The sequence below is a fragment of the Winogradskyella schleiferi genome (genome assembly GCF_013394655.1).
Lineage (GTDB): Bacteria > Bacteroidota > Bacteroidia > Flavobacteriales > Flavobacteriaceae > Winogradskyella > Winogradskyella schleiferi.
This window is the reverse complement of sequence record NZ_CP053351.1, coordinates 3,996,159-4,020,301: the sequence shown is the minus strand read 5'-3', so window position 1 is coordinate 4,020,301 and position 24,143 is coordinate 3,996,159. Positions and strand designations below refer to the sequence as shown.

At 35.4% G+C, this 24,143-nt stretch carries 22 protein-coding genes; 13 read left to right on the top strand and 9 right to left on the bottom strand.

The features are described from left to right. The first annotated feature begins 166 nt into the window (after positions 1-166). Entirely contained in the window at positions 167-805 is a 639-nt protein-coding gene (gene aat / locus HM990_RS17345) for a leucyl/phenylalanyl-tRNA--protein transferase (RefSeq protein ID WP_178990805.1), read from the top strand. A 206-nt stretch (positions 806-1,011) separates the two neighbouring features. Here aat and HM990_RS17340 read toward each other — a convergent pair whose 3' ends face one another. Continuing rightward, complete coding sequence (locus HM990_RS17340) at positions 1,012-1,575, bottom strand: DNA-3-methyladenine glycosylase I (protein ID WP_178990803.1); 564 nt, start codon at positions 1,573-1,575, stop codon at positions 1,012-1,014. 79 nt (positions 1,576-1,654) lie between these two features. Here HM990_RS17340 and HM990_RS17335 point away from each other — a divergent pair, with 79 nt between their 5' ends. Continuing rightward, positions 1,655-2,272 carry a thioredoxin family protein gene (locus HM990_RS17335; RefSeq protein ID WP_178990801.1) on the top strand — a complete coding sequence of 206 codons (618 nt, stop codon included), beginning with the start codon at positions 1,655-1,657 and terminating at the stop codon, positions 2,270-2,272. Positions 2,273-2,482: 210 nt separating this feature from the next. Here HM990_RS17335 and HM990_RS17330 read toward each other — a convergent pair whose 3' ends face one another. The 5 genes from HM990_RS17330 to HM990_RS17310 form a co-directional block, all read right to left on the bottom strand. Beyond that, positions 2,483-3,220, bottom strand: coding sequence for a hypothetical protein (locus HM990_RS17330; RefSeq protein WP_178990799.1), 738 nt, complete (start codon positions 3,218-3,220; stop codon positions 2,483-2,485). Positions 3,221-3,303: 83 nt separating this feature from the next. Next, complete coding sequence (gene truB / locus HM990_RS17325) at positions 3,304-3,999, bottom strand: tRNA pseudouridine(55) synthase TruB (protein WP_178990798.1); 696 nt, start codon at positions 3,997-3,999, stop codon at positions 3,304-3,306. Then, entirely contained in the window at positions 3,999-4,790 is a 792-nt protein-coding gene (locus HM990_RS17320) for an undecaprenyl-diphosphate phosphatase (RefSeq protein ID WP_178990795.1), read from the bottom strand. The genes truB and HM990_RS17320 overlap by 1 nt, the downstream gene beginning before the upstream one ends. Before the next feature lie 58 nt (positions 4,791-4,848). Further along, complete coding sequence (locus HM990_RS17315) at positions 4,849-5,112, bottom strand: DUF3098 domain-containing protein (RefSeq protein WP_178990793.1); 264 nt, start codon at positions 5,110-5,112, stop codon at positions 4,849-4,851. Between the two features lie 90 nt (positions 5,113-5,202). Beyond that, the gene (locus tag HM990_RS17310) at positions 5,203-6,081 is read right to left on the bottom strand and encodes a cell division protein FtsX (protein WP_178990791.1); all 879 of its coding nucleotides are present in this window, start codon (positions 6,079-6,081) and stop codon (positions 5,203-5,205) included. Between the two features lie 218 nt (positions 6,082-6,299). On the opposite strand from HM990_RS17310, the gene HM990_RS17305 reads away from it, so the two are divergent. The 6 genes from HM990_RS17305 to HM990_RS17280 all read left to right on the top strand — a co-directional run bounded on the left by HM990_RS17305 (position 6,300) and on the right by HM990_RS17280 (position 14,174). Further along, positions 6,300-9,947: a leucine--tRNA ligase gene (locus HM990_RS17305; protein ID WP_178990789.1), complete on the top strand. Its 3,648-nt coding sequence runs from the start codon at positions 6,300-6,302 to the stop codon at positions 9,945-9,947. Positions 9,948-9,962: 15 nt separating this feature from the next. Further along, positions 9,963-10,391, top strand: a complete 429-nt coding sequence (locus HM990_RS17300) for a hypothetical protein (RefSeq protein ID WP_178990787.1) — start codon at positions 9,963-9,965, stop codon at positions 10,389-10,391. A 344-nt stretch (positions 10,392-10,735) separates the two neighbouring features. Then, positions 10,736-11,836, top strand: coding sequence for an alanine dehydrogenase (gene ald, locus HM990_RS17295; RefSeq protein WP_178990785.1), 1,101 nt, complete (start codon positions 10,736-10,738; stop codon positions 11,834-11,836). Positions 11,837-11,961: 125 nt separating this feature from the next. Further along, positions 11,962-12,657, top strand: a complete 696-nt coding sequence (locus HM990_RS17290; protein ID WP_178992077.1) for a zinc metallopeptidase — start codon at positions 11,962-11,964, stop codon at positions 12,655-12,657. Positions 12,658-12,850: 193 nt separating this feature from the next. Then, on the top strand, positions 12,851-13,567 hold the full coding sequence (locus HM990_RS17285; protein ID WP_178990783.1) for a Bax inhibitor-1/YccA family protein: 717 nt from the start codon (positions 12,851-12,853) through the stop codon (positions 13,565-13,567). A 130-nt stretch (positions 13,568-13,697) separates the two neighbouring features. Beyond that, positions 13,698-14,174 carry a very short patch repair endonuclease gene (locus HM990_RS17280; RefSeq protein ID WP_178992076.1) on the top strand — a complete coding sequence of 159 codons (477 nt, stop codon included), beginning with the start codon at positions 13,698-13,700 and terminating at the stop codon, positions 14,172-14,174. Positions 14,175-14,343: 169 nt separating this feature from the next. On the opposite strand, the gene HM990_RS17275 is transcribed toward HM990_RS17280, so the two are convergent. Beyond that, a complete protein-coding gene (locus HM990_RS17275; protein ID WP_178990774.1) occupies positions 14,344-16,497 on the bottom strand; it encodes a S46 family peptidase in 2,154 nt (717 codons plus the stop codon). Between the two features lie 83 nt (positions 16,498-16,580). Between HM990_RS17275 and HM990_RS17270 the strand changes: the two genes are divergently transcribed. From HM990_RS17270 to HM990_RS17260, 3 genes are all read left to right on the top strand, one after another. Next, positions 16,581-17,723, top strand: coding sequence for a methionine aminotransferase (locus HM990_RS17270; protein WP_178990772.1), 1,143 nt, complete (start codon positions 16,581-16,583; stop codon positions 17,721-17,723). A gap of 67 nt (positions 17,724-17,790) precedes the next feature. Beyond that, a complete protein-coding gene (locus HM990_RS17265) occupies positions 17,791-18,282 on the top strand; it encodes a hypothetical protein (protein WP_178990770.1) in 492 nt (163 codons plus the stop codon). 3 nt (positions 18,283-18,285) lie between these two features. After that, on the top strand, positions 18,286-19,068 hold the full coding sequence (locus tag HM990_RS17260; RefSeq protein WP_178992075.1) for an amidohydrolase: 783 nt from the start codon (positions 18,286-18,288) through the stop codon (positions 19,066-19,068). On the opposite strand, the gene HM990_RS17255 is transcribed toward HM990_RS17260, so the two are convergent. After that, complete coding sequence (locus HM990_RS17255) at positions 19,052-20,668, bottom strand: Ig-like domain-containing protein (RefSeq protein WP_178990769.1); 1,617 nt, start codon at positions 20,666-20,668, stop codon at positions 19,052-19,054. The genes HM990_RS17260 and HM990_RS17255 overlap by 17 nt on opposite strands. Positions 20,669-20,783: 115 nt before the next feature. Continuing rightward, positions 20,784-21,461, bottom strand: coding sequence for a ComF family protein (locus tag HM990_RS17250; RefSeq protein ID WP_317166916.1), 678 nt, complete (start codon positions 21,459-21,461; stop codon positions 20,784-20,786). Between the two features lie 70 nt (positions 21,462-21,531). Here HM990_RS17250 and HM990_RS17245 point away from each other — a divergent pair, with 70 nt between their 5' ends. Together HM990_RS17245 and HM990_RS17240 are read left to right on the top strand one after the other, a co-directional pair. Then, entirely contained in the window at positions 21,532-22,416 is an 885-nt protein-coding gene (locus HM990_RS17245; protein ID WP_178990765.1) for a hypothetical protein, read from the top strand. 75 nt (positions 22,417-22,491) lie between these two features. After that, complete coding sequence (locus HM990_RS17240; RefSeq protein ID WP_178990763.1) at positions 22,492-24,030, top strand: glycine--tRNA ligase; 1,539 nt, start codon at positions 22,492-22,494, stop codon at positions 24,028-24,030. Positions 24,031-24,143: the final 113 nt, after the last annotated feature.

Here is a 24,143-nt window from a genome sequence, read left to right as displayed (position 1 = left end):
TTAGTATTGTGGTTTTAGGTTTGACCTCTACAAACAAATTAAAAAAAAGCAATGATGAACAAAAATCTAATTCATAAAGGTCAACTCAAATATCACTAAAATTCTTTTAGTATCAAAGTGAAAGTGCTAAATTAACAGCAAAAATGTACGTTATAGATTTTAACAGATGCACTTTCTAACCCAAAAAATTGATTTTCCTGATGTGTCTAAAGCGTCTGCAGATGGCCTTTTGGCCATTGGAGGTGATCTGTCTCCAGAACGGTTATTGTTTGCCTATTCCAAGGGTATATTTCCATGGTTTCAAGATGAAGAACCCATTCTTTGGTGGTCGCCAGATCCGCGATTTGTTTTGTTACCTGATGATTTAAAAGTGTCTAAAAGTATGAAACAAGTGCTTAAAAAAGATGCTTTTAAAGTGACTACAAATAAGGCTTTCAAAGCTGTTGTGGAAAACTGTGCGTGTGCAAAACGCAGTGACCAATATGGCACGTGGATTACTGATGATATGATAAAAGCTTACGTAAAACTTCATCGACTTGGTTACGCGAAGTCTATAGAGGTTTGGCAAAATAAAGAATTAGTTGGTGGCCTGTATGGTATTGAAATTAACGATAAAGTGTTTTGTGGCGAAAGCATGTTTACCAAAGTAAGCAATGCGAGTAAAGTGGGATTTATTACTTTTATTCAAAATTCAAGTTATCAACTTATAGACTGCCAACTGCACACTAAGCATTTGGAAAGTCTAGGTGCGAAAAATATGCCTAGAAACGAATTTATAAAATACCTTAAACCTTTTTCGTTATAAAATTAAAGATTTACTTCTAAATTGAGAGCATTGCTAATTGAACGATTAATGCTTTACTATAGGATTAATATTTGGATGACCTAAGAAATTTTTAGTAAAAGGTTCTTAAGTCTTGATTTTTTTGGTTCGTTTTTTCATCAAGGAAAAAATGAATATACTCTATTTTATCTACTAGAAACAAACTCAACCAAAATATAAGAAATGTTTTAAACCTCTTGATACCTGAAACAAGATACTTCATGATCATTTACCATTCCTGTAGCTTGCATGTGGGCATAAATAACCGTTGAGCCTACAAATTTAAATCCACGTTTTTTTAAATCTTTGCTTATAGCATCACTCAAAGGCGTATGCGCAGGAGCGTTCTTATAATTTTCAAGACGATTCTTTATAGGTTTTCCATCCACGAAACCCCAAATATATTTAGAAAACGACCCATATTCCTCTTGAATTTTCATAAAAGCCTGTGCATTGGTAATAGTGGCATTCACTTTTAATCTGTTTCTAACAATTCCTTTATCTTGCAATAAGGTTTCAACTTTATCGGATGTGTAATTGGCAATTTTCTTATAATCAAAATGGTCAAAGGCCTTTCTAAAATTTTCACGCTTCTTTAAAATGGTTATCCAACTTAAACCAGCCTGAAAGGTTTCCAATATTAAAAATTCAAACAAGGTATCGTCGTCATAAACAGGGACGCCCCATTCTTCATCGTGATAAGCTTCATATAAATCATTGCCAACGCACCAACCACATCTGTTTTTGTTCATCTTGTAAGGAATTTTAGATTGCACAACTAATGTAACAACTGTTGCACAAAAAATGGCAATAGAATCTTAATTTTGTAATATGAATACGGACACACTCACTATAAACGACATTATTTCAGAAAGTCTAAAGAATAGTATGACTTATGCTGAATATCGAACTTTAGTTTCAACATTAGTTGAAGTAAAATCAACCACTGGAAATGATAAAACTATGGATTTAGTTGCATATACACAGCTTAACGATAGACGTATGAGACGCTGGGACAAGACGGCTAAAGTTTCTGAGGAGATGAAAACTAAAATTGAAAGTTTCAACAAAAAAGTAACTTGGTTGGTTATTTCTGAAAGTTGGTGTGGCGACGCAGCTCATATTTTGCCTATTATCAATAAAGTTGCGGAACTTAATACGAATATTGATTATAAAGTTGTGCTGAGAGACGAAAACGAAGCCCTCATGAATCAGTTTTTAACTCATGGCGGAAAAGCAATTCCAAAGTTAATAATGCTTGATTCTGAAACTAATGAAGTCATAAACACTTTTGGACCAAGACCAACGGTCGCAACAAATTTAGTTCAAGCTTATAAAGCTGAACATGGTGCTTTAACACCAGAATTTAAAGAAGATTTGCAACGTTGGTATAATACGGACAAAGGGCAATCTACTATTGAAGATTTGGTGCTCTTAATGGAAGATTAGTGGAAGCTTATTTTAAAAAAAATAGACGCTAATTTCACTAATTAGCACGAATCGAACTACGAACTCAATCTTTTGGTTATAAGATTATTAAAGGATTTTTCCCTTCGGTGTTGAATTTGCTATTAGAGTTTAATAGTGAAGAAAACTTGATATCGGTTGAGTGATAATTTGTGGAAATTCGTGTAATTCGTGAAAAAAAAATCTACTGAATCAACGTTTCCCTTTAAACAAAAAAGTTATTGTACCTAGTTGGTCTGATCGACTAGAACTATCAAATTGAACGGATTCCGCATAAGCAATCGCATGGTCAACTAAACACTTATTATTAGAATTAGATGAGCCATTAACAGAGGCATCAATCACATCTCCTGAACCGTTCACTTTTATCGTCACCACTATTTTTCCACCGATTTCACATAAATAACGTGGAATTTTGTAATGGGTCAGAGTTCTACCTTTTAGAGAATAGGTTAAAGTACTTTTATTTTTCGCATGCTCGTCTGCTATTTTTTTGTTTTTTAAGCGTTGCTGAAGTTCTTCTTGCAGTTTTTTATAAGACTGTGTTTCTTTAGAATTTAAGGCATAATCTCCGCTATTGGCATACGATTTATCCGTGCTCGTTTCTTCTGAAACTTCCTCATTTGCTTTAGCATCCTCTATCGCTTTTGTGGTTCTTTCAAAATCATTGGCATCAACGGTTTTAAAGTTACGCATCATTTCCTTGTATTCCTCGTCTTCGTTAAATGCTTTGTTGGTAGATTCAGCTGCTAATTCTTCTAACTTCTGAAGTTCAGTTTCGGTTTTTTCAGGTTCTGGTTCAAGAAGGTAATAACTTTCAGTAATTAAATCTTGTTGCCGTTGTATTTGAATACTGAACATACCAAAGACCACAATTCCTGCGAGAAGAATTGTGATGATTAAGGCTTTATGTTGTTCTATGAAATTCAAAAGAATAAGCGGTTTCTGTATAGTTATATACGAATATAACGCAGAAATAGTTTAAAAACCAACCTTAAACCCTTGTTAAATGACTATTTTGAAGGTAAATTTTCTATAAAAGTTTCAGGTGTCATGGCATCTTCAACTTTAAAATCCCCAATTCTAGTGCGACGTAATGAGGATAAATGTGCGCCAGAATCTAGGGCTTTTCCAAAATCGTGAGCCAATGACCTTATGTAAGTACCTTTGCTACACACCACTCTAAAATGCAATTCAAGGTTGCTGATTTGAGTGATTTCAAACTCCGTAATTTCTACTTGTCGTGATTTAATTTCAACTTCTTCGCCTGCCCTTGCAAATTCGTACAAACGCTTACCATCTTTTTTAATGGCTGAAAATACAGGTGGAAATTGGTCTATTTTTCCAATAAACTGTTGCGTTGTGGCATGAATTAAGTCATCAGTAATATGTTCCGTAGGAAAGGTTTCATTGACCTCAGTTTCCAAATCAAAAGATGGTGTGGTACCGCCTAAAACAAACGTACCAGTATATTCTTTTTCCTGACCTTGAAAGGTGTTGATTTGTTTGGTCATCTTTCCTGTACAAATCACTAATAAACCAGTTGCCAATGGATCTAAAGTACCAGCATGACCCACTTTGATTTTTTTAATATTGAAGGCTTGCCGAATTGACCAACGCAACTTATTCACCACTTGAAACGATGTCCACGTCAATGGCTTGTCTATCAATAAGACTTGTCCGGCTTTAAAATCGTCTTCGGTTTGCATTAAAGTTGGGTCCAGATTATGGCTATCACACCAATGATAGCACAGTAAATAGCAAAATAAGTTAATTTACTTTTCTTTACTATGGAGATCATCCAAGTACAAGCAAATAAACCTGAAATAAAAGCGGCTAAGAAACCAACGCTTAAATAACTAAAACTTGCCGTATTATAAGTTAATTCTCCCGATAAAATATCTTTTGCGATTTTGCCAAAAATAAGTGGGACAACCATTAAAAATGAAAAACGTGCGGCTTTAGTTTTATCAATGCCTAAAAGTACAGAGGTTGATATGGTGGCTCCAGAACGTGAAATTCCTGGAAGCATTGCAATACCTTGGGCAATACCTATGATAAACGCATTTGCAAACGTCACTTTTTTGTCCGTTTCCTTGGCTTTGTCTGCCAAAAATAAAAGTACTGCGGTAACAATAAGCATCGCTCCAACGAGTAAAATGTTGTTACCAAATAATTGTTCGAATTCCGTTTCATACTTGTAACCAATAATGGCAGCAGGAACCATGGACAACACAATTTTTGATGAAAATTGTAAGTCTTCATTCCACTTAAATTGAAATAATCCTTTAATAATGTCAAGAATATCTTTTCTAAAAACAACGATGGTACTTAAGGCTGTTGCAAAATGAAGCACAACGGTAAACATTAAACTTTCTTCAGGAATAGCATCACTGCCAAGTATGGCTTTTCCTAGTTCTAAGTGACCACTCGAGGAAACTGGCAAGAACTCGGTAAGCCCTTGAATGATTCCTAAAATAATAGCATCTATAATTTCCATGGGCGCAAATGTATCATTTTAGAATAATGAAACGTCTCAAAATTAAGTTATATGAGTTTTATTTTTTGGATGCTTTATTCGGGTTTAAAAGAATGGCATACACCTGAATACCAAAACCAATCAAGACCAAAGTTGGTGCTAGTCGAATACGTCTCCAACTGTAAATAGATTCGTCAAAAACATTTGGATCGTCACTGCCTCCACCAGACATAAGAATAAAGCCGATGACAATAAATGCCAAACCTATAAACAAGAATTTATAGTTTTTCTTCCCGAAGATGAATTCAGATTTAGAATCTTCCTTACGTTTTTGTTCTCCCATGGTCTTTCAGCTATACGTTAGTATTGATTTTGGAATGCAAAGTAACAGTTTTATTTGTAATTGGTACGTTAAGAGTTTGTGAATTTAAAGTTAGTAATACAACTGATCTGTCTTCAAATTCAAGAAACGTTGTGTCGCAATAAAGGTACTAATCCATGTGATAAGAATTCCTAAAAGGAAAATGCCAACAAATAACGCAGCAATTAAAACGGTATTTCTTAGTAATTCCAATTCTGGAAATGTAATATCCAAATAGTATAACACAACTGCCATTCCTGCCAAAGCCACAAGCGCACCAATAATGCCTAATTGTACACTTTTCCAAACAAAAGGTCTTCGGATAAAAGTTTTGGTCGCACCAACCATTTGCATTGTTTTTATAATAAATCGTTTAGAATAAACAGCTAATCGAATAGAACTATTAATTAATAAAACAGCAATTAACGTGAATAATCCGCTAATAATCAACACCCAAAATGTAATTTTTTTAACGTTATCATTCATTAATTCTACCAAGTCATTATCGTATCTAATTTCTTCAATAAAGGCTTTGCTAGATAAACTCTCTGTTATTTCAGTTAATTGTTCCGTGGTAACGAAATCCGCTTTTAAGTGCACATCAATGGAATTTTTTAAGGGATTATAGCCTACAAAATCCATAAAATCCTCGCCAGTTTCGGCTTTCATAAATTCGGCGGCTTCCTCTTTAGATACATAAACAGCATCTTTAGTATAATCTGCCATCGCCAAACTCTTTTTGAGCTGATTGACTTCCACTTCTTTTGCCGTATCATTCAAATAAATGGTCATGACCACCTGTTCTTTAAAGTGATCGGCTACTTTTTTGGAGTTAATGACCAAAAGCCCTAAACAGCCTAAAAGAAACAATACCAAAGCGATACTAATCACTACAGATACGTAAGAGGATATGAGTTTACGTTTTTGATATTTGTCAAAAGATGATGCCATGGATTAATTAGAATTAATGCTGTAAAAATAATAAAGAAATTGTTTATGCTGACTATTACAACGTTTAGTTTTTAATTGTGTTGTAATAGGTTTAAATTTGCATCTCGATAGCGCAAAAATACACGCGCGCAAAGCTGCTGAGTCGCAAATCACAACTCGGCTGTATGTTCTTTGCGTTTTAGCATCTTTGTGAGAAAACCTGTTATAGAATTTTAATAATGAAGTACGATTTTAACGACATAGAAAAAAAGTGGCAAGACTACTGGGCAAAAAACCAAACGTTTAAAGCTACCAATCCCTCATCCTTAGGAGGAGGTCAGAAGGAGGAAAAACCTAAATATTATGTATTGGATATGTTTCCTTATCCCTCTGGTGCAGGTCTACACGTTGGTCATCCTTTAGGATATATTGCAAGCGATATCTATGCACGTTACAAGCGTCATAAAGGCTTTAACGTATTGCATCCACAAGGTTACGATAGTTTTGGATTACCTGCGGAACAGTATGCAATACAAACGGGTCAGCATCCTAGAATAACGACTGAAGAAAACATTAAAACCTACAGAAGACAATTAGATCAAATAGGGTTTTCTTTTGATTGGAGTCGTGAGGTAAGAACGTCTGACCCTAATTATTATAAATGGACCCAATGGATTTTTATTCAATTATTTGAATCTTGGTATAATAACGATGCTAACAAGGCGGAACACATAGATACTTTAGTTGAAAAGTTTGCTGCCGAAGGAAATACAAAGGTCAATGCAGCTTGCGATGATGATATTGAGACCTTTTCAGCTGAAGATTGGAACACTTTTTCCGAAGTTGAACAACAAGAAATCCTATTAAAATACCGATTGACGTATTTGGCCGAAACAGAAGTGAATTGGTGTCCAGCCTTAGGAACAGTTCTAGCCAACGACGAAATCGTCAACGGCGTTTCCGAACGAGGAGGCCATCCTGTGGTTAGAAAAAAAATGACCCAATGGAGCATGCGAATTTCAGCTTATGCAGAACGTTTGCTTCAAGGTTTGGAAAAGATAGACTGGACAGATGCATTAAAAGAAACACAGCGAAATTGGATTGGGAAATCGGTTGGAGCGAGTGTGAGATTCCCCATCCTATCCTTCTCCAAGGGGGAAGCGAAAGCAGGTTCTGATTCTCCAGACGTGAATTCAGATGATGAGAAATTTGGGTCTGACAATGAGAACGCTAGCTCTAATACGAAGTATGGGTATATGACAGGTGGAAATAATTCTAATTTGTTGATTAAGCATGCTCAGGAAATGCGAGATAATCCTACGCCTGCTGAAGCTGCTCTTTGGTTTGAACTGCGTGGAAAAAAGATTGGTGCCAAATTTAGACAGCAACATTTAATTGATGATTTTATTGCTGATTTTGTTTGTCTTGACAAGAAATTAATTGTTGAAGTCGATGGAGAAATTCATAAAAATCAGGATGAAGCTGATGAGTTAAGAACTGAACGTTTAGAATATGAAGGCTACAAAGTCATTCGTTTTTCCAATGCAAAAGTACTAACCAATATTGAAGAAGTTTTAGCAGAAATAAAAAAAGAACTTTCTCAAAGAGAATCAATAAAAAACACAGCGCAAAGAGAATCAGACAACAGTGAGCAAGTCCTTCCCCTAGGGAAGGATTTAGGATGGGATAAAGATTCAAGATTAGAGATTGAAGTATTCACCACCAGACCAGACACCATCTTCGGAGTCAGTTTCATGACCCTAGCACCAGAACACGAACTAGTGTCAAAAATTACAACACCAGAACAAAAAGAAGCGGTCGAAGCCTACATAGAAAAAACAGCCAAACGAAGCGAACGTGACCGAATGGCGGATGTAAAAACCATTTCAGGTGTTTTTACTGGCGCTTATGCAGAGCATCCATTTACTAAAGAACCCATCCCAATATGGATTGGCGATTACGTGTTAGCAAGCTACGGAACAGGAGCCGTAATGTCAGTGCCATGTGGCGATCAACGTGATTTTGATTTTGCAAAACACTTCGGAATCCCAATTCCCAATATTTTTGAAGGTGTTGATATTTCCGAAGAGGCCTATGGTTCTAAAGACAACGTAAAATTAAAAAATAGTGATTTCCTTAACGGCATGAACTATAAAAAAGCCACCAAACGTGCCATCTACGAATTGGAGCAACTCGAACAAGGGGAAGGCAAAACCAATTACCGTTTACGAGATGCTGTCTTCTCCAGACAACGGTATTGGGGCGAACCGTTTCCAGTATATTATGTCAACGGCATGCCACAAATGATAGAAAAGGAGCATTTACCGATTGTACTACCGGAAGTTGAAAAATACTTACCAACCGAAGAAGGCGAACCACCTTTGGGACGTGCTGATGTTTGGGCTTGGGATGCAAATCAGTGTTCAGTGGTCAGTAATCAGTTGATAGATCATAAAACAGTTTTTCCTTTAGAGTTGAACACTATGCCAGGTTGGGTAGGAAGTTCTTGGTATTTCTTCCGCTATATGGAAGAAGCTGCTAATAGAGATGGTGTCTTTGCAAGTGAAGAAGCTTTGAAGTACTGGGAAAATGTAGATTTATATATTGGTGGAAGCGAACATGCCACAGGTCATTTATTGTACTCCCGTTTTTGGGTAAAATTATTGAAAGACAGAGGCTTTGTCAATGTGGAAGAACCGTTTAAAAAGTTGATTAACCAAGGGATGATACTTGGGACTAGTGCTTTTGTCTATAGAGCGGGATTACAGGTTGTTAATGAAGATGATTATCCTAATGAACTAATAACAGAACTTTCATTTATTAAAAATGTTTTTATTTCTGATAAAAATAGAGAATTATTAAAAACAAATATTAATCCAAAATCAGAAACCGCAGAGGCATTAGAGTTTTTAAATAAAAAGAACAAACTCGTTGATTTTTATTTAGGTTTAGGAAGAAAAATCGCTAAAGAAAAATATAATATTGATTCAATCGCTTTTAATAAAAATATTTTCAATATTGTTAAAACCCATGTAAAAGTTCAATATATAAATGCTTCTGATGAATTGGATATTAATGAGTTGAAAACAGATAAGGAGTTTGGAGAGGATTATAATCATGCCATTTTCATAGGTGAAAAAGGAGAAATAATTGAAGGAGATAATGATGTTTATAAAGTAGGACGGGAAGTCGAAAAAATGTCCAAATCCAAATACAATGTGGTTAATCCAGACGAAATTGTAAAGGATTACGGCGCAGACAGCCTAAGACTCTACGAAATGTTCCTTGGACCATTAGAACAATACAAACCTTGGAATACAGCTGGTATTACAGGTGTACATAATTTCCTGAAAAAACTATGGAAACTCTACCACCAAGGAGAAAATGGCGCATTCCGAGTGGACTCTTCCCCTTTAGGGAAGTCGGATGGGGCTTTTAAGACACTACACAAAACGATTAAGAAAGTAGAAGAAGACATTGAGAATTTCTCTTTTAATACGTCAGTTTCTACTTTTATGATTGCAGTGAATGAGTTAACCGCTCAAAAGTGCACGAACAAAGACATTTTAGAACCTTTATTGATTCTAATTTCGCCTTATGCGCCACATATTGCTGAAGAGTTATGGTCGCAATTGGGACATAATGAATCTATTTCAACCGCACCTTTCCCAAAATTTGAAGAACAATACTTGGTAGAAAGCAGCAAGGAATACCCAATTTCATTTAATGGTAAAATGCGTTTTACCATGGAATTACCTTTAAATTTATCTAAGGAAGAAATAGAAGCAGCTGTTATGGCTAATAAGAAAACGATGGCGCAGTTAGATGGCAGAACACCTAAAAAAGTGATTGTAGTGCCTGGTAAAATTGTGAATATAGTTGGGTAATAAAAGACTAACCAAATGTCATCAAATAAACCCACATTAGCAAAACCGTCAATTAAAAAGCAACGGAAAGGACTAAAGGATTATTTTGATTATCGAAATAATTTGGTTAATCAGGTTGGTTTAATATTTTTTTCGGCATTTGTTTTAGCTACAATTTTCACTCATGAATTTAATCTAAGTTTTAGTGAAGAGCTATGGAAAGAAGAACCTGCAAAACGCTATAAGTTGGCAGATATCATCATTGATAGTGAAATTTGTATTGGAAAAACGAGTGAAGAAATTAAATCGTTACTGGGGCGTCCAGGAGATTACGACTCAGATGAAAAAGTTTTTTTTAGTTATTATCTAGGTAATAGACCTACTTTTTCCGGAGGTGAAAAAGCCTATCTAATACTACATTTTGAAAACGGACGAGTAACTAGAGTAATAGAAGAAATTAATTAACTATTACTTCTCGATACAATTCCGATCCCGAAAAATTTCGGGATCGGAATCACTCGAAGTGACGCAGCGCAAAAAAATTATATAAATCATTCGTCAGTTCGAGTGAAATTGCTTTTTCTGCAATTTTGTATCGAGAACCTTCCAAAAAACACATCATCGATACAATATTTCGTTCATCGAATATCATATTGTATTCAAAATCAGTGTTGTACTAAATATTATTCAAAAAACAGGCTTTAAACTATTAATTCCGTAAAAATCACTTGAACTTTATATCCAAATTTGGATAGACTGATTTTTTAATAGTAATTTCCAAACGCTATTAAATTTTAAATCTACAAAAAATGAAAATTGGAGTCCCAAAAGAAATCAAGAACAATGAAAGCCGCGTTGGTATGACACCTGCAGGCGTTTTCGAATTAACGAAGAATAAGCACGTAGTTTACGTTCAGAAAGACGCTGGTTTTGGCAGTGGGTTTTCGGATCTCGATTATATAGATGCTGGCGCTATAGTCTTAGACACCATTGAACAGGTCTATGCCTCTAGCGAAATGATTGTAAAAGTTAAAGAACCAATTGCCGAAGAATATCCCTTAATAAAATCGCATCATGTGGTGTTTACGTATTTTCACTTTGCCTCTAGCGAACCTTTGACCAAAGCGATGTTAAAGAGCAAAGCGGTTTGTATTGCATATGAAACCGTTGAAGACAAAGACGGCACCTTACCATTATTAACTCCAATGTCTGAGGTTGCCGGAAGAATGGCCATCCAACAAGGCGCAAAATACTTAGAGAAACCGATTAAAGGTCGTGGTGTTTTATTAGGAGGCGTTCCAGGCGTGCCACCAGGAAAAGTATTGGTTTTAGGTGCTGGTGTAGTTGGTATTCAAGCGGCTAAAATGGCAGCTGGTTTAGGCGCTCATGTAACGGTTATGGATATTAACATGAAACAGTTACGTTACGTCAATGATGTGATGCCAAGTCATGTGGTGACCGAATTTTCAAGCGAATACAATATCAGAAAACGCATTAAAGATCACGATTTAATTGTTGGTGGTGTTTTATTAAGAGGTGCAAAAGCACCTAAATTAATTACGCGCGATATGCTAAAAGACATGCGACCAGGAACTGTACTCGTCGATGTTGCTGTCGATCAAGGCGGTTGTATGGAAACCACCAGAGCCACAACGCACGAAGATCCAACATATATCATTGATGATGTGGTTCATTATTGTGTGGCTAATATGCCAGGAGCTGTCCCATATACTTCCACTTTGGCATTAACCAACGTTACTTTACCTTACGTGCTACGTTTAGCAAGCCAAGGATGGGAAAAAGCTTGTGAAAACGACGAAACTTTAGCTAGAGGATTAAACGTTGTGAAAGGGAAGATTGTATATGAAGAAATTGCTGAAGCCTTCAACTGGTCTGTTGATGCCATGTAAACTGCACTTCTGACATACCGAAATATGACAAAAGCCAAATTTAAGTTCTTAACTTTAATTTGGCTTATTATTTGCTATCCATTTAGTAAATTTACATAAATTAAAACTTTCGAATTATGAGTGGAATGATGGGATATTACATACTGATTGGTGCTATTGCCTTAGTGAGCTGGTTAGTTAGTAATCAACTTAAACGTAAATTCGCTAAGTACTCTAAAGTACAATTGCGCAACGGTTTATCAGGAAGAGAGATTGCAGAAAAGATGTTGGCTGATAACGGTATTTACGACGTAGAAGTGATTTCTACACCAGGACAATTAACAGATCATTACAACCCAAAAAATAAAACCGTTAACTTAAGTGAATCGGTTTACAACCAACGCAATGCGGCTTCGGCTGCGGTTGCTGCCCACGAGTGTGGCCATGCTGTACAACATGCACAAGCCTATAGTGCATTAGGTATGCGTTCTGCTTTGGTACCCATTGTAAGTGTGACCTCTGGGATGTCGCAATGGTTAGTTATTGGTGGCTTAATTTTAGGAGCTGCTGCCGGAGTCGGCCTAGGCTATTGGGTTGCTGTTGCAGGTCTGGTTTTTATGGGCTTTGCCACATTATTTAGCTTTATCACCTTACCTGTAGAATACGACGCAAGTAACAGAGCTTTGGCTTGGTTAAAAAACAAGAATATGGTAACACCAGAAGAATATGCTGGTTCTGAAGACGCACTTAAATGGGCGGCAAGGACTTATTTGGTGGCTGCAATTGGTGCATTGGCTTCGTTGTTGTATTGGGCACTTCAAGTTTTTGGTGGTAGAGATTAATTTCAAAATAAAGTCTAGACTGCTTACTGAAACAAGTTCAGCACAAGTCGCTTTTAGTCCCGATTGCGATCGGGAAAGAAACCAAACTGATTGAGGAAATAAGAAAAGATATAAAAGCTCTGAAAAAAATCAGGGCTTTTTTGTACGATATGACGAAAACACTTACTTTAGTTCTTCTAAACTAAACTACATTATGGAAAATCAATTCCCAAACGAATCCCAAGGAAAAATCATGATTGGCAGTCTTTCAGATGTTGATCGTGTTGCCTTTTACAAAAAAACGTACGCACACGTTGCAGGCGGAGTACTTGCTTTTATTTTATTTGAATATCTTTTATTGCAAAGCGATACTATAGTAGATTTTATGCTATCAATGACTGAAGGTTATAAATGGTTGCTAATGCTTGGTGGTTTTATGCTCGCTACAAATTACGCGGAAGGTATGGCATTGCGGACATCAGATAAGAACATGCAATATTTGGCTTATGGTATTTACATATTTTTTGAAGCTTTAATTTTTGTGCCGATGATATATATAGCTGCGTTCTATATGGAATCAGGTCCGGAAATTCTTAACCAAGCAGCTATTGTGACCTTAGCCTTATTTACTGGATTATCGGCTGCAGTTTTAATGACAAAAACCGATTTTTCATTCTTAAAAACAGGATTGACCATTGGTTTCTTTATAGCCATTGGTTTAATTATAGCAGGAACAATTTTCGGCTTTAACTTAGGTTTATGGTTTTCTGTAGCCATGTGCTTATTAGCAGGAGGTTCTATTTTATACCAAACGTCTAATTTGGTTAAAAAATATGGTGTTGAGGATTATATTCCAGCAGCATTAGGCTTGTTTGCATCCTTGATGTTATTGTTTTGGTATATCTTAAGAATCTTTATGTCTAGGGATTAACCTTCCTTAAATCGTTGACATAATTTATAAAATTAGAAGCTCTGAGGAATCAGGGCTTTTTTTTAGTAATTATAATGGCGAGTAGAAGTATTGAAATAGTCTCCTAAAATTAGTATCTTAGGAAAACGTGATGTATTCCGAAGAAAAAATAAAAGTCCCAAGATTCAATGAGGAATCAGGTTTCTATACCACAAAGAAACGCTCAAAAGTAATGAGCAAAATCCGTGGTAAAAACACTAAACCAGAACTGTTATTTCGTAAAGCACTTTGGAAAAAAGGCGTACGTTATCGCATAGATAGCAAAAAGCTACCAGGACGACCAGATGTAAGCATTAAAAAATACAAATTGGCTATTTTTATTGATGGCGAGTTTTGGCATGGCTATAATTGGGATGAACGAAAGGACAAACTAAAGACCAATCGTGGGTTTTGGATTCCCAAAATTGAACGGAATATGCAGCGCGATCGAGAAGTTAATGACCAACTCACAGAACTAGGTTTTACCATATTTAGATTTTGGGATCACGAAGTCAAAAATAATCTAAAAACTTGTATTAACGATGTGATGGTGTATTTGGATATGGCAAAACCAATCGAACAAATTTGAACTCTTTTTTAATGATAGAGTTCTAGATACAAAATTGCCCCAAAAAAAGCAATTTCACTCGAACCGACGCTTAAATTTCAATATTAAGTATTGAAAAAAGATCTCACAGTTTTCAAAAACCTGTGAGGTCTACATAATATTTACATCTCAGCTACTGCCTACTGCCAACTCATTTGTTGCTTTTCTTCTTTTTCTTCTTCCTCTTCCTCTTTTTGCTCTTCTTCATTTTACCACTATCCTGCTTAGGATGCACCAATTCCATCTCATCAATCAGATGCTTTGCACCAGCATATTTATCAACAATAAAAAGCACATAACGCAAATCGACCATAATGTTTCTCGAGATTTCCGCATCATAATACATATCGCTCATGGTGCCTTCCCAAACGCGATCAAAATTCAATCCGACTAAATTACCTTCGGCATCAATAGCTGGACTTCCGGAGTTTCCACCTGTGGTGTGATTGGTGCCTAAAAAGCAAACTGGCATTTTTCCATTTTTATCAGCATATTGACCGTAATCTTTAGCTTCGTATAAATCAATTAGTTTTTGTGGCACATCAAACTCATAATCGTTAGGGACATACTTTTCCATGACACCGACCAAATGGCTAACAGGTAAATAATAAACCGCATCTCTTGGCGAATAGCCTCTTACTTGGCCATAAGTCACACGAAGCGTACTATTGGCATCCGGAAAATAACGCTCATTGGGTAATGCTTCCATCAGTGCCGTCATATATTTGGTTTGTAATGCGGTAATCGGAGCGTTTCTTTCTTTGTATTCAGCGTCAATAGAATTAAAAAACTCAGCAATAATAGGTTTTGCATAAGCATAAGCCGCATCATTGTTAAGATTTTTTATCACAGCATCTGCATCGCCTTCCAATAATTTTAAAGCCGAATCCAAATTGGTAAAAGCAGTGTTATCATAAATTGAAGCATCCACAGGTTTACCATATAAAGGCATCACATTTAGGTAAACACCTTTGTCTAAATCCACATCATAATTTTTATGAATCCCTTTCAACTGACCAGTTAAATATTCTTTTCCTCTTTCAAGGTTTTCTGGATTGTCGAGAATTGCTTGTTCCACTTGGTACGCTCTATAAGTCATCTGCATTAGCTCGTTGGTCACTAAAAAGACTTCAATAAAGTTTCTACGCTTAATATTTATTGGCGCAAATTCTTCATAAAGTTTATCAAATTCTGGTAGAATGTTTCCGTATTTATCCTCTAATCCTTTTTCTTTTAAGGCTTTGGTAAAAGTCGCTTCAAATTCACGACGTTTTTCAACAGCATTAGTTCTTTCAATTCCCAAATTTTCGCCAATCCATTTTTTCCAAGCATTTGCGATTCGCGCTTGTTTAGACGCATATTTAATCCGTACGTCATCGCTTTCTTTCATTTTTTGGTCAATGACTTTTAGAGCGGCTTCGCGAATGGCAATATTTGTGGGATTAAATTCTTCAGTTATATGTTCAATGGCAACAGCAGGTAAATATTCGCTTGTCGTTCCTGGAAAACCAAATACCATAGTAAAATCGCCTTCTTCAACACCATCCAATGAGATAGGTAGAAAATGCTTTGGCTTGTAAGGCACATTGTCCTTGCTATATGCTGCAGGACGATTGTTAGCATCGGCATAGATTCTGAACAAAGAAAAATCGCCAGTATGTCTAGGGAAAACCCAATTGTCTGTGTCACTTCCAAATTTACCAATACTAGTTGGTGGCGCACCAACCAAACGAATATCATCAAAACGCTCCGTTACAAAAAGAAAATACTGATTGCCTTCATAAAATGCTTTGGTCTTAACATCTTGCCATGATTCCCTTGGCCAATCCTTTAGCGCTGCATTGGTGTTTTTTGAAATTTGCGATTGCTTTTCCGTTTCTGTCATTGCATCGGTTACATCCTTTAGTGCGACTTCCGTAACATCATGAATACTTACAATAAACTCAATATATAAGCCATTGTTTGGTAATTCTTCTTCCAAATTCATCGCCCAAAATCCATCCTTTAAATAATCGTTTTCCAGAGATGAATGCGATTGAATCTGACCAAAACCACAATGATGATTGGTAAGCACCAAACCTTGATCTGAAATCACTTCACTTGTACAGCCGCCATTAAAATGACCAATGGCATCTTTTAAGCTGGAATTGTTTACGTCGTAAATATCCTGAGCCGTTAATTTACTGCCTAAACTTTGCATTTCGTCTTCGTTCATACCTTCTAAAAGCGAAGGAATCCACATACCACCTTGTTGAGCCGAAACTTGAAAAACAATAAAAAGAAAAAGAATTTTTAAAAAGCGCATAATCAATATTTATTTAGTTTTTGTAAAGATAGAAAAGCTTGTTTTATATCTTTAATGTTTTGGAAGATTAAGCTTACTTTTTTATGAATATAAAATCAAAATTGCCCAACGTTGGCACCACAATTTTCACGGTAATGAGTGCTTTGGCAAAAGAGCACAATGCCATAAACTTGTCGCAAGGATTTCCAAATTATCCTAGTTCACAAAAATTGAATGATTTGGTAACCAAAGCTATGAATAATGGTTACAACCAATACGCACCAATGGCTGGGAATTTAGATTTACGCTTGGCAATTTCCCATAAATATGAATTGCTTTACAAAAGCACCTACCACCCTGAAAAGGAAATCACGGTTACGGCAGGAGCAACCCAAGCAATTTATACAATTATTTCAGCATTTATAAGACCGAAAGATGAAGTCCTGATTTTTAAACCAGCTTACGATTGTTATGAACCAGCCGTTGAAATTAATGGAGGAAAAACAATCCCTATTCAATTATCTGCTCCGAATTATAAAGTTAATTGGGAAGAAGTCGCTTCAAAAATTTCGGGTAAAACTAAAATGATAATCATCAATTCGCCTCACAATCCAAGTGGGACCATTTGGTCTAAAGATGATATGCTTCAACTACAGAAATTAACTGAAAACACTAATATTATAGTATTGAGCGACGAGGTTTACGAACCTATTGTTTTTGATGATGCACAACACCAAAGCGCCTGTTTATTTCACGATTTAAAACTACGCAGTTTCATAACCGCTTCATTCAGAAAGACCTTTCATAACACAGGTTGGAAAATTGGCTATTGTTGTGCAGCAGAGCATTTAATGTCAGAATTTAGAAAAGTGCATCAGTTTAATGTGTTTTCTGTGCATCATCCCGCACAAAAAGGCATAGCAGATTATATGCAAGATGAGGAAACCTATTTAAATTTGGGTACGTTTTTTCAACGGAAACGTGATTTATTCTTGAATTTAATTTCCGAATCAAGATTCAAATGTCAACCCTCAAAAGGTACCTATTTTCAAGTATTGGATTATTCTGAAATTACCGATGAATACGATGTAGATTTTGCGAAACGACTGACCAAGGAATTTAAGATTGCATCGATTCCGTTGTCGGTTTTTAATGAAAATGGTAAAGATGACAAAGTCTTACGTTTTTGTTTTGCCAAAACCGATGACACTTTAGTTAAAGCTGCTGAAATTTTATGTAAAATTTAAGCATTCTGGGCGTTACTTTTTGTAAATTCCTGTGTCTTACTTAATAAATACTAAAAACATAAACACAATGAATTACTATATCATCTTATTGATCCTAACATTTTCACTATCATCATTTGCTCAAAAGATTGAGAGCGATGGAAAAACTTATGAAGTCAAAGATGAAAAAATCTTCTTAGAAGGAAAGGATGTCACAGAAACATTAACTGACGAGGAGAAAAAATTTATTTTAAAAGAAGCTATTGTTATTTCTGATAAGATGAAACTTGAAGACATAAAAAGGAAAGAAGCAGCAGAAAAACTTGAAAAAGAAGCCAAAAAAGCAGAAAAAGCTCAAAAAAAGGCAGAAAGAGAATTAAAAAAGGCTGAAAAAGAGTTAAAGAAGAAAGAGAAGTTGCAGTCTAATTTTGAAAAGGCCGAGCGCAATCTCGAAAAATCCCAAAGCAAATACGAAAAGTTAAAGAGAAAAGGGAAGTTGTCTCCAGAGGATGAGCGCAAATGGTTGGATAAACTTGAAAAATTGACCATTAAACTAAAGAAAGCAAAAGGAAAATTATAAATGATGAGTAACGCTCTGAAAGTTGCCTTAATACAAACGGATTTAGTCTGGGAAAACCCGGAAGAAAATAGACGTATATTAAATGATAAGATCGATGCCATTTCAACTGGTGTCGATCTTGTTATTTTACCAGAAATGTTTACGTCTGGCTTTACTATGAATCCAACTGCCGTAGCTGAAACTATGAATGGAAGTACCATTAATTGGTTAAAGGCTAAAGCTAAAGCAAATCAAGTTGCTGTTATGGGAAGTCTTGTAATTTCCGAAAAAAACAACTTTTATAATCGTATGGTTTGTGTTGAGCCTTCAGGAAATATCACATACTACGATAAGCGCCATACATTCACCTTAGCTGGCGAACATAAAGTATATTCCGCAGGAACAGAAAAAGTGATTTTCAATTATCAAGGTTGGAAAATCTGTCCACTTGTGTGTTATGATTTGCGTTTTCCGGTTTGGGCAAGAAATGTTGAAGACTACGATCTTTTAATATACGTTGCTAATTGGCCAAAAATTAGAATTGAGGCTTGGGATGCCCTTTTAAAAGCAAGAGCCATAGAAAACATGGCCTATTGTATTGGTGTGAATAGAGTAGGGCTGGATGGAAATAATTATGAATATTCTGGTCATTCGGCGGCTTACGATGTTTTGGGTAATAGAATAGACGCTCTAGTTGAAAACGAAGTCGCCACTGAGATTGTAACTTTAGAAAAAGGCAATATCAAGAAATATCGAAAAAAACTAAATTTCTTAAATGATAGAGATGATTTTAATCTGCTAATGTAAAATCGATTACGAAGTCAAAACTAGAACGAACTGGATCAATGGGTTGTGAATATGCAACACGCTCGGGCTGAATGCCTAACAAGTAATTTCCTGTATCGTATTTTCCATTTTCATTGGTGTCATAAATGGCACGCAAACTGTACTGTCTGGATTCTAAATTGGTAAAATCCACTACAGGCGAATCTTTTGCATAACGCTCGTAAAGAACGTCTCCTTTATCATTTACGAGTTGCACAATTAAGGGTAGTTTAGCATTTCTGAGATTGACCCTTATATTGCCGTATTCAGACTTCATCTTTGTACGTACCGTATAATTCAACGTGTCTTTATTAGAATTGTCATAGAAATCGGTAAACGTACCAGGCAACATCGTAAAATTATATTTCTGACCTTCTTGTTTATCGATTGGAAATTTGTAGCGATTAAAAATAGAATCGTATTGTACTTTATAAGGCACAGAAAGAGAATCTTTATCCATCAAATTGATTTTTGTGGTATCAATTTTAGATAAAGGAATATTGGCTTCCATGGTGAATTCATCTTCATAATTCAAAGTGCCTTTAGTTAAAGCCGTCATTTTTAAAGAATCCGCTTTTATAGTTCTAAAGCGATGTTTAAAAGTGTCAATTTGTTTTCCATTGGTAACAGTGAAAAAAGTGGTATCGATTTCAAATTTTGGTTTGTACCAATAATATAAAGTGTCCTTTTCTTTATCTTTTACAATTCGTGTTTTATAGCCTTCAGGTTGCTCTCCTAGAAGTTCAATTCTCATATTTTCGTAATCGCCTTCGTATGGAAAAATAATTCTGGTTTCGCCGTCCTGTGTTGGTCTAATGGCTTTAAAATTTACACGTTCTTTAAATAATGTTAGCTTATTGGAAGCAGTTGAATCTTCAGGTACTGTAATAAAACCTTCGTTAAAGCCTATTTTTTCGTTCTTCTGATCAAAGGTGTAATTTGAGTTTTTGTCTTTTAAAGCAATCAGTTTGTAAGTTCCTGCTTTCACATTATCGATGCTAAAGGTCGTCACACTATCAAGTGTATTGGTAATATATCTTGGTTTCTGTTTGTACACAATTGAATCCGTATAGGTAGAATCTGCTTCATAAAGCATCACTGAAACAAAGGTATCTGGTTCTTTCAGCAAGGCATCTTCAACGTAACCTTTTACAAACAATGAATCGATAACATCTCCCGTAGAAAACACGTAACGATAATAAGGATAAGGGTTGGATTCGTTATTATCCACAATACTTTCTCCAAAATTGAAAGCATAGGTGGTGTTGTCTTTTAAGGTGTCTTGAATGGTGATAGAAATATATTTGCTCGCTCCACCGGCTGGTGTTACAATGGGAGCCGTATCCATTGGAGGCGAAATAATAAGTTGTTTTCTAAGATCTTTTATTTTAACATACTCATCAAAATAGATTCTAATCTCGTTACCCTTGAAATTAGTAGAATAATTTTCTGGATCAGATTCTGTGATAATAGGTGGTTCAATATCTTTTTCTCCTCCTGTTGGATTGCCACGATTAGCGCAACTCGCAATGCTAATTGCAATTAAAATAAAACTTAAAATTCGTACGAAAAGTAAACGCATCTATTTAAAATAATTTAGCACAAAGAAACGATATAAATACCTTTATACAAAACGTAAGATTTTCCATATTATTCTATTAGTATGAAACGAAACCTGTCTGCTGGCAAGCAGGAAATCAATCCGCAATTGCCATCATGGCGAGGCTTAACTTAATATTTTCAGTTTTTAACAAAACTGTGGCACAGGCTTCAACTGTTGCTCCACTCGTAATAATATCATCTACCAATAAAATATGTTTTCCAGCTAAAGATTTATTTTCTGAAATGTCAAATACGGCGCCTTCGTCATTCCAGCGTTTTAGCCTCGTTTTAAAAACCTGCGTTTTGGTCGATTTTGTTTTAATTAATACGGAATCATTATACTCTGCATGCAGTGCTTTTGCAATTTCTTGTCCAAACTTTGCCACTTGGTTGTAACCGCGCTTTCTTAATTTTGATTTGTATAAAGGTACAGGTATGACCACATCAATCTCTTTATAAGCATCTAAAGTTGATAGTTCTTCGCCTAACCATTTACCAAAAAAAGCACCAATATCTTCATGGCCTCTATATTTTAAATTATGAAGTATTTGTTGAACAATTCCTTTTTTGGAAAAATGCATTAATGCCGTTGCATTTTCTAATTTTACACGACCATAAACTATCTTTTTTACATCCTCTGCATTGTTGAAATGAAAGTTGGTTACAGGTAAATGATGTCTGCAGTTTGTGCATAAAACCTCCTGATTGTCAGATAATAGGTTATTACAAGCTTCGCAAACAATAGGAAAGAACAAGTTTAACAAGTTTATCATCACTTAATCGAATAAAATAACGTAGTAATACAATTAATTCTAATTTCGCATTAAATTAAGAAAATTAATAATGATAGTTAACCCTCAATTATTTAACTACAGATTAATTATAAGTTCTTTATTGGTCGTTTTAACTGTTTTAGGAATATATAGCTTTGACAAATATAAGTCCATTGAATCCTACGAAGTATTTTTAGAACAAGAAAAAAGTTTGATAGAAACCGAATTATCAGACATGTTGTCAAGTTACGACGAACTAGGCCAAGACTATAATCTTATGGCTTCTCAGCTCCAAGAAGCAAAACAAGAAACTAAGACTGCCTTAGATTCTTTAAGATTATTAGAAAGTGATTTATCCATAATTACTAGGTTTAAGGAGCAACTTATAGTTTTAAAGTCAAAGAGTAAGGTACTACTGAGTACAATAGACTCTCTTAATTCTGCGAATATAAAATTGCAGAAGGAAAAACGTTATGCATTAAATACCATAAAAAAGAAAACAAGCACTATTAATAATCTTGAAGTTGCTAATGATTCTTTAAATAAATCTATTGATAATGCCGCAATATTAAAAGCGAGTAATGTCAATGTACAATCTTATAAATTAAAGTCCGATAAAAAACGGTTTACAGATCGTGCAAGGCGAGCCAATGCCATGGATGTTTGCATTACGCTCAATGAAAATCCGTTAGCATTAAAAGGAAATAAAACGATTTATATTCAAATTGTAAGTCCGGAAGGTAATGTGGTTTCTGATAAAGGAGAAGTAGTTTTTGGAGATGTATCTTTAAATTACAGTAAAAAAGAAGTAGTGGCTTATAATAATAACAATTTAGAAATTTGTTCAGCTATCGTTGCAGATGAAGACGATCAACCATTTTCTAAAGGGTATTATTTTATCAATGTTTTTCACGAAAATATAAAACTTGGTAGCACAAGTATTGAACTCAACTAAGGTAAATAAAAATTAAAAGATAATTTTTGAAAAACCGTTCTGTTAATAGGAGCGGTTTTCTATTTTTGCAACATTATGGCAAACGACGATCAATTTAAAAAAGTAATCTCTCACGCAAAGGAGTATGGTTACGTATTTCAGAGTAGTGAAATCTACGATGGATTAAGCGCAGTATATGATTATGCCCAAAACGGAGCAGAATTAAAGAAAAATATTAGAGACTATTGGTGGAAAGCCATGGTACAAATGCACGACAATATTGTAGGTATTGATGCGGCAATTTTTATGCATCCAACCACTTGGAAAGCTTCTGGGCACGTCGATGCATTTAACGATCCCTTAATTGATAATAAGGATTCTAAAAAACGTTACAGAGCTGATGTTTTAGTAGAAGACTATTGTGCTAAAATTGAAGCAAAAATTGAAAAGGAAGTCAAAAAAGCCGAGAAGCGTTTTGGCGATGCTTTCAATAAAGAAGAATTTGTTTCTACTAATCCGCGCGTAGTTGGTTATCAAGAAAAAATCGACTCTATATTAAAACGTCTAGGGCAATCTTTAGAAAAAGAAGACTTAGCCGATGTAAAAGCGTTGATAGAAGAATTGGAAATTGCGTGTCCTGTGGCGGGAAGTCGAAATTGGACTGACGTCAAGCAATTTAACTTAATGTTCGGAACAAAACTTGGTGCATCTGCAGAATCTGCAATGGATTTGTATCTAAGACCAGAAACAGCCCAAGGTATTTTTGTGAATTTCTTGAACGTTCAAAAAACAGGTCGAATGAAGATTCCGTTTGGTATTGCACAAACAGGAAAAGCGTTTAGAAATGAAATTGTGGCGAGACAATTTATCTTTAGAATGCGTGAGTTTGAACAAATGGAAATGCAATTTTTCATCAAGCCTGGTACTCAGAAAGAATGGTTTGAACATTGGAAAGAAACGCGAATGAAATGGCATATGTCTCTCGGAATGGGAGCAGATAATTACCGTTTTCATGATCATGAAAAATTAGCACATTATGCAGATGCTGCTACAGATATAGAATTTAAGTTTCCATTCGGATTCAAAGAATTGGAAGGGATTCACTCACGTACCGATTTTGATTTAAAGCAACATGAAGAATATTCTGGTAAAAAATTACAGTATTTTGACCATGAAGATAATGAAAGCTATACACCTTATGTTCTTGAAACATCCATAGGTTTAGACCGTATGTTCTTGGCTGTGTTCTCAAACGCATTAGAAGAAGAAGAACTTGAAGATGGTAAAACACGAACGGTTTTAAAATTACCAGCGGTTTTAGCTCCTGTAAAAGCGGCCATATTTCCTTTGTTGGCAAAAGATGGTTTACCAGAAATTGCACAGCAAATTGTTGAAGATTTAAAGTGGGATTTCAGCGTAACGTATGAAGAGAAGGACACGGTTGGAAGACGCTACAGAAGACAAGATGCTGCCGGAACACCATTTTGCGTTACTGTTGATCATGACACTTTAGAGGACAATTCAGTCACGATTCGTCACAGAGACACCATGGAACAAAAACGTGTGAAGATTGAAGATTTAAAAGCTATTATAAAAGCTGAGGTTGATGTAAAGCATTGGCTACAGAGAATGTAATCAAAAATTCCTGCGCCTGCCTGGTAGGCAGACAGGAAAGCGGGAATCTATCAAAACTAAAAAAACACCCAAACCGTAATAGTTCGGGTGTTTTAATATTTTAGTGAGAAAGG

Coding starts and splice junctions, on each gene's coding strand:
- HM990_RS17300 (WP_178990787.1), top strand. CDS start 9,963: ATGTCATCAAATAAACCCACATTAGCAAAACCGTCAATTAAAAAGCAA.
- HM990_RS17270 (WP_178990772.1), top strand. CDS start 16,581: ATGAATATAAAATCAAAATTGCCCAACGTTGGCACCACAATTTTCACG.
- HM990_RS17265 (WP_178990770.1), top strand. CDS start 17,791: ATGAATTACTATATCATCTTATTGATCCTAACATTTTCACTATCATCA.
- HM990_RS17280 (WP_178992076.1), top strand. CDS start 13,698: ATGTATTCCGAAGAAAAAATAAAAGTCCCAAGATTCAATGAGGAATCA.
- HM990_RS17315 (WP_178990793.1), bottom strand. CDS start 5,112: ATGGGAGAACAAAAACGTAAGGAAGATTCTAAATCTGAATTCATCTTC.
- aat (WP_178990805.1), top strand. CDS start 167: ATGCACTTTCTAACCCAAAAAATTGATTTTCCTGATGTGTCTAAAGCG.
- HM990_RS17335 (WP_178990801.1), top strand. CDS start 1,655: ATGAATACGGACACACTCACTATAAACGACATTATTTCAGAAAGTCTA.
- HM990_RS17305 (WP_178990789.1), top strand. CDS start 6,300: ATGAAGTACGATTTTAACGACATAGAAAAAAAGTGGCAAGACTACTGG.
- HM990_RS17260 (WP_178992075.1), top strand. CDS start 18,286: ATGAGTAACGCTCTGAAAGTTGCCTTAATACAAACGGATTTAGTCTGG.
- HM990_RS17240 (WP_178990763.1), top strand. CDS start 22,492: ATGGCAAACGACGATCAATTTAAAAAAGTAATCTCTCACGCAAAGGAG.
- HM990_RS17320 (WP_178990795.1), bottom strand. CDS start 4,790: ATGGAAATTATAGATGCTATTATTTTAGGAATCATTCAAGGGCTTACC.
- HM990_RS17245 (WP_178990765.1), top strand. CDS start 21,532: ATGATAGTTAACCCTCAATTATTTAACTACAGATTAATTATAAGTTCT.
- HM990_RS17285 (WP_178990783.1), top strand. CDS start 12,851: ATGGAAAATCAATTCCCAAACGAATCCCAAGGAAAAATCATGATTGGC.
- HM990_RS17340 (WP_178990803.1), bottom strand. CDS start 1,575: ATGAACAAAAACAGATGTGGTTGGTGCGTTGGCAATGATTTATATGAA.
- ald (WP_178990785.1), top strand. CDS start 10,736: ATGAAAATTGGAGTCCCAAAAGAAATCAAGAACAATGAAAGCCGCGTT.
- HM990_RS17290 (WP_178992077.1), top strand. CDS start 11,962: ATGATGGGATATTACATACTGATTGGTGCTATTGCCTTAGTGAGCTGG.
- HM990_RS17275 (WP_178990774.1), bottom strand. CDS start 16,497: ATGCGCTTTTTAAAAATTCTTTTTCTTTTTATTGTTTTTCAAGTTTCG.
- HM990_RS17310 (WP_178990791.1), bottom strand. CDS start 6,081: ATGGCATCATCTTTTGACAAATATCAAAAACGTAAACTCATATCCTCT.
- truB (WP_178990798.1), bottom strand. CDS start 3,999: ATGCAAACCGAAGACGATTTTAAAGCCGGACAAGTCTTATTGATAGAC.
- HM990_RS17255 (WP_178990769.1), bottom strand. CDS start 20,668: ATGCGTTTACTTTTCGTACGAATTTTAAGTTTTATTTTAATTGCAATT.
- HM990_RS17250 (WP_317166916.1), bottom strand. CDS start 21,461: ATGATAAACTTGTTAAACTTGTTCTTTCCTATTGTTTGCGAAGCTTGT.